The sequence below is a fragment of the Pseudomonas sp. NPDC086278 genome, assembly GCF_050280905.1.
Lineage (GTDB): Bacteria > Pseudomonadota > Gammaproteobacteria > Pseudomonadales > Pseudomonadaceae > Aquipseudomonas.
Genome location: NZ_JBNNWE010000173.1, coordinates 1 through 5,061, shown reverse-complemented (window position 1 = coordinate 5,061; position 5,061 = coordinate 1). Strand labels below are relative to the sequence as shown.

The following is a 5,061-nucleotide window of genomic DNA, read 5'->3' as shown; positions in this document are numbered from 1 at the left end:
GGCGAGTTTTGCGCCTGAACCCGCGCCACCCGGTTATCAAGATGAGCAGCGTGAGCAATACCAGGTGCTGGCAATGCGGGTGACGATAAAGGCTTTGAGTGCCGCGTTACCGTTGTTGCGGTTGCTGTAGTAGAAACCGATCAACAGGTACGAGCACAGGCCCACGCCTTCCCAGCCGAAGTACAGGAACAACAGGTTATCGCCCAGGATCAGGAACAGCATGCTGGCGATGAACAGGTTGGTGTAGGCGAAGAAGCGCGAGTAACCGGCCTCACCGCGCATGTACCAGGACGCGAACAAGTGGATCAGGAAGCCGACGCCGACCACCACACCGAGCATGGTCACCGACAGGCCATCCAGGTACAGCGCCAGGTTCGGCTTGAAGCCTTCAACCGCCATCCACTGCCACAACACCTGGGTGTAGTGGCCGCCTTCTGGCGGGGCGACGTTGAATTGCCAGATCACGTAAGCCGCGACGATGGCAGACAGGCCGATGGAACCGACGCCAATCAGCGCCGACAGGTTTTCCGAAAAGCGGCCGCGTGAGAACGACAGCAGCAGGAAACCTATAAGAGGGAATACGAAAGTCAGATAGAGAAGATTCATCCGCGCATCTCGCTGGCAGCGTCAATATCGAGCGTGTGGAAGCGGCGATACAGCTGCAACAGAATCGCCAGGCCAATACTGGCCTCGGCGGCTGCAAGGCTGATCACCAGGATGAACATGATCTGTCCGTCCGGCTGGCCCCAACGTGCACCTGCAACAATGAAGGCCAGTGCAGCGGCGTTCATCATCACTTCCAGGCTCATCAACACGAAAAGAATGTTGCGGCGGACCATCAGGCCGACCAGACCGAGGCAGAACAGGATGCCGGCAACGGCCAGGCCATGTTCCATAGGGATAGCAGGCATGAGTTACTCCTTCGCCTCGTTGCGGCCGAGATGGAACGCCGTGACGGCTGCGGCGAGCAGCAGCATCGAGGCGAGTTCGACCACCAGCAGATACGGACCGAACAGGCTGATGCCCACGGCCTTGGCGTCTACGGTGGTGTGACCGATGGCCTGGCCGCTCTGATGAGCGAACAGCACGTACAGCAGTTCACCCAGCAGCAGCGCGCCGAGGATGACCGGGCCGAGCCAGATGCCGGGCTTGAGCCACACGCGTTCTTGCTGAACCGAGGCCGGGCCGAGGTTGAGCATCATCACCACGAACACGAACAGCACCATGATGGCGCCAGCGTAGGCGATCACTTCCAGCACACCGGCAAACGGTGCGCCGAGGGCGAAGAACGTCATGGCCACGGCGATCAGCGAAATGATCAGGTAGAGCAGGGCGTGCACAGGGTTGGTGTTGGTGATCACGCGAAGCGTGGACACCACTGCGATACCCGATGCGAAATAGAAAGCGAATTCCATCTTTCTTCCTTAAGGCAGCAAGCTCTTCACGTTGATCGGTTCGGCTTCATTTTGCGCGGCGCCTTTCGGCTTCCCGGCAATCGCCATACCTGCAACACGATAGAAGTTGTAATCAGGGTTTTTGCCGGGGCCGGAGATCAGCAGATCTTCTTTCTCGTACACCAGGTCCTGACGTTTGAACTCGGCCATCTCGAAATCCGGGGTCAGCTGGATTGCGGTGGTCGGGCAGGCTTCCTCGCAGAGGCCGCAGAAAATGCAGCGCGAGAAGTTGATGCGGAAGAAGTCCGGGTACCAGCGACCGTCTTCGGTTTCAGCTTTCTGCAGCGAGATGCAACCGACCGGGCAGGCCACGGCGCACAGGTTGCAGGCTACACAACGCTCTTCGCCATCAGGGTCGCGGGTCAGGACGATACGGCCACGGTAGCGCGGCGGCAGGTACACGGCTTCTTCCGGGTACTGCAGCGTGTCGCGCTTGCGGAAGGCATGGCCGAAGATCATCACCAGGCTGCGAAGCTGGGTGAAGAAGCCATGCACGATGTCAAATATGTACTTCATGATTCTCTATCCTCACTGAGCCGCGACGGCGGGCGTGTTGAGCAACACGATCGCAGCGGTCACCAGCATGTTGACGAGGGTCAGCGGCAGGCAGAACTTCCAGCTGAAATCCATCACTTGGTCATACCGTGGGCGCGGAATCGAGGCGCGCAGCAGGATGAAGATCATGATGAAGAACGCGGTTTTCAGCGCGAACCAGATGAACGGGATCTGCGGCAGAATGCCGAACGGACCGTGCCAGCCACCGAAGAACAAGGTCACCAGCAGCGCCGAAATCAACACGATGCCGATGTACTCGCCAACGAAGAACATGCCCCATTTCATGCCGGCGTATTCAATGTGGTAACCGTCGGCCAGTTCCTGTTCCGCTTCCGGCTGGTCGAACGGGTGACGGTGAGTCACGGCGACGCCAGCGATGAAGAAGGTCAGGAAACCGAAGATCTGCGGAATGATGAACCACAGGTTCTGCGCTTGATATTCGACGATGTCACGCATGTTGAACGAGCCGACCTGGATCACGATGCCCATCAACGACAAGCCCATGAACACTTCGTACGACACGGTTTGCGCCGAGGCCCGCAAGCTGCCCAGCAGGGCGAACTTGTTGTTGCTCGACCAGCCGGCGAACAGCACCGCGTAGACCGACAGACCGGCCATGGCGAAGAAGAACAGGATGCCGATGTTGATGTCCGCCACGCCCCAGGTCGGGGTGATCGGGATGATCGCGAAGGCAATCAGCAGGGCGCTCATGGCCACGACCGGTGCCAACGTGAAAATCATCTTGTCGGCGAACGGCGGGGTCCAGTCTTCCTTGAAGAACATCTTGATCATGTCGGCCGCGATCTGGAACGCGCCGAACGGGCCGACGCGGTTCGGACCGTAACGGTCCTGCCAGAGGGCGAGCAGACGACGCTCGACCCAGCTCAGCAGCGCGCCGCAAACCACCACGGCGAGCAGAATCACGATGGCCTTGAGGACCGCGATAATCACGTCAATCACTTCAGGCGTGAACCAGGTCATTGAGCTGCCTCCTGCAGACCGTCAACGGTTTTGCCAAAGATCGCCGCTGGAATGCCGGCGATACCCGCTGGCAATGCCACCAGGCCGGCGCCCAGCTCTTCATTGATACGCAGTGGCAGACGCAGGGTCTGGCCATCGACGTTCACACTGAGCAGGGCACCTTCGTTGACACCCAGGCGATCGGCTTCGGATTTGGCCAGGGCGACGTAGGCGGCCGGAATGCGTTCCTGCACCGGCGCGGCTTTGGAAGAGTTCTCTTCACTGCCGAGCAAGTGGAAGAACGGCACCACTTGCCAGGTGCCCGGCGCCGGGTTGAACGCGCGTGGCACGGCGGCGAACCAGTTCAGCGAATCACCGGTGCTTTCGATCAGGCGGGTGCCCGGGTCGCCAGCACGGATGTGACCACCGACTTCGTCCTGGAACTTGTTCCACGCTTGCGGCGAGTTCCAGCCCGGAGACCAGGCGAATGGCACTTGCTGACGCGGTTCGACCGAGCCCGAGTAACCTTCCATCGAGAAGTTGAACGCGGTGTCGTTGTCTTGCGGGGTACGCGGTTCATGGACGCTGATGTCAGCGCGCATGGCGGTACGACCGGAGTAACGCAACGGTTCGCGGGCCAGTTTCATGCCCTTGATGCGGAACGCGGCGGACGGTGCGGCATCGACGATGCGCGCCAGTTGCGGCGTGCTCGAAGCCACGGCTGCGGTGACGTGGTCCAGCTGGGTCCAGTCAATCGGCTGGTTCAGCAGGGTGGCGCGCAGGGCATGCAGCCAGCGCCAGCCTTCGTGAACCAGGATGCTCGCGTCCATGTATTTCGGGTCGAAAACCTGGAAGAAGCGCTGGGCGCGACCTTCCTGGCTGACCAGCGTACCGTCGCCTTCAGCGAAGCTCGCGGCTGGCAATACCAGGTGCGCGCGATCGCTGGTGGCAGTCTTCTGATGGTCCGCCACGATCACCACTTTCGCAGCGGTCAGGGCGGCATCGACCTTGGCTTTGTCGGTGCGGGTATACAGATCGTTTTCCAGCACGACGATGGCGTCGGCCTTGCCGTCGATGACCGCTTGCAGCGCAGCGTCGACCGATTCGCCACCGAGCATGGCCAGGCCAAGGCTGTTGGCCTCTGGCACGATCAGGCTGATGGAACCGTTCTTCTCGCGCAGCTTCAGCGCTTTGGCGATGTTGGCTGCAGCTTCGATCAGCGCCTTGGAACCCAGCGAGGTGCCGGCGATGATCAATGGACGCTTGGCCGCGAGCAGGGCGTCGGCAATGCGCTTGGCCAGGTCCAGGGCTTCAGCGTCCAGACCCTCGACCGCTGGCGCACTGGCGTCGAGGGCGTGAGCCACGGCGAAACCGATGCGGGCCAGGTCGTCCGGTGCGGCGTGAACGCATTCTTCAGCGATATCGTCGAGCTTGGTTTCCGCCAGGCTGGCGATGAACAGCGGGTTCAGCGCGTGCTGGCCGATGTTCTTCACGGCGGCGTCGAGCCAAGGCTGAACGCGCATGGCGTCGGCCATGTCTTCGGCTTTGCCCTTGACCGATTGACGCAGGGACAGCGCCATACGGGCGGCGGTCTGGGTCAGGTCTTCACCAAGGACGAATATCGCGTCGTGGTCTTCGATGTCGCGCATGTTCGGGATCGGCAGCGGGCTGTCTTTCAATACCTGCATGACCAGACGAATGCGCTCCAGCTCGGCGGCTTCGATACCGGAGTAGAAGTGCTCGGCGCCCACCAGTTCGCGCAACGCGTAGTTGCTTTCGAGGCTGGCACGCGGCGAGCCGATCCCGACGATGTTGCGGCCGCGCAGCAGGTCGGCGGCTTTATCCAGTGCTTCGTCCAGGCTCAGCTTGGCGCCGTTGGCCAGCAGTGGCTGACGCGGGCGGTCTTCGCGGTTGACGTAGCCATAGCCGAAACGGCCACGGTCGCACAGGAAGTACTGGTTGACCGAACCATTGAAGCGGTTTTCGATACGGCGCAGCTTGCCCAGAGGGTTGCCCATGACCAGCGCCGAGCTCGCCAAACCCAGCCGTAAGCAACGTGTGCGGACCTTATGGATTTCCGACGTGCATTTGG

At 61.1% G+C, this 5,061-nt stretch carries 5 protein-coding genes and 1 pseudogene; all 6 read right to left on the bottom strand.

What is annotated here, in order from left to right; all coding sequences use genetic code 11:
* Positions 1 to 60: 60 nt before the first annotated feature.
* Positions 61 to 606: pseudogene (locus ACQKP4_RS28280) on the bottom strand (proton-conducting transporter membrane subunit); the annotation flags it as partial.
* Complete coding sequence (gene nuoK / locus ACQKP4_RS28275) at positions 603 to 911, bottom strand: NADH-quinone oxidoreductase subunit NuoK (RefSeq protein ID WP_427637341.1); 309 nt, start codon at positions 909 to 911, stop codon at positions 603 to 605. The pseudogene ACQKP4_RS28280 and the gene nuoK, both read right to left, overlap by 4 nt.
* A 3-nt stretch (positions 912 to 914) precedes the next feature.
* Complete coding sequence (gene nuoJ / locus ACQKP4_RS28270; RefSeq protein ID WP_427637340.1) at positions 915 to 1,415, bottom strand: NADH-quinone oxidoreductase subunit J; 501 nt, start codon at positions 1,413 to 1,415, stop codon at positions 915 to 917.
* 9 nt (positions 1,416 to 1,424) lie between these two features.
* Entirely contained in the window at positions 1,425 to 1,970 is a 546-nt protein-coding gene (gene nuoI / locus ACQKP4_RS28265; RefSeq protein ID WP_177331423.1) for an NADH-quinone oxidoreductase subunit NuoI, read from the bottom strand.
* A gap of 12 nt (positions 1,971 to 1,982) precedes the next feature.
* A complete protein-coding gene (gene nuoH / locus ACQKP4_RS28260; protein ID WP_028623953.1) occupies positions 1,983 to 2,990 on the bottom strand; it encodes an NADH-quinone oxidoreductase subunit NuoH in 1,008 nt (335 codons plus the stop codon).
* Positions 2,987 to 5,061 (bottom strand): molybdopterin-dependent oxidoreductase (locus ACQKP4_RS28255; protein ID WP_427637339.1); only part of this gene is annotated, 2,075 nt, incomplete at its 5' end. The genes ACQKP4_RS28255 and nuoH, both read right to left, overlap by 4 nt.

Excerpts from the sequence above, each read along its gene's own strand:
- nuoH (WP_028623953.1), bottom strand. The coding sequence starts at position 2,990 with ATGACCTGGTTCACGCCTGAAGTGATTGACGTGATTATCGCGGTCCTC.
- nuoI (WP_177331423.1), bottom strand. The coding sequence starts at position 1,970 with ATGAAGTACATATTTGACATCGTGCATGGCTTCTTCACCCAGCTTCGC.
- nuoJ (WP_427637340.1), bottom strand. The coding sequence starts at position 1,415 with ATGGAATTCGCTTTCTATTTCGCATCGGGTATCGCAGTGGTGTCCACG.
- nuoK (WP_427637341.1), bottom strand. The coding sequence starts at position 911 with ATGCCTGCTATCCCTATGGAACATGGCCTGGCCGTTGCCGGCATCCTG.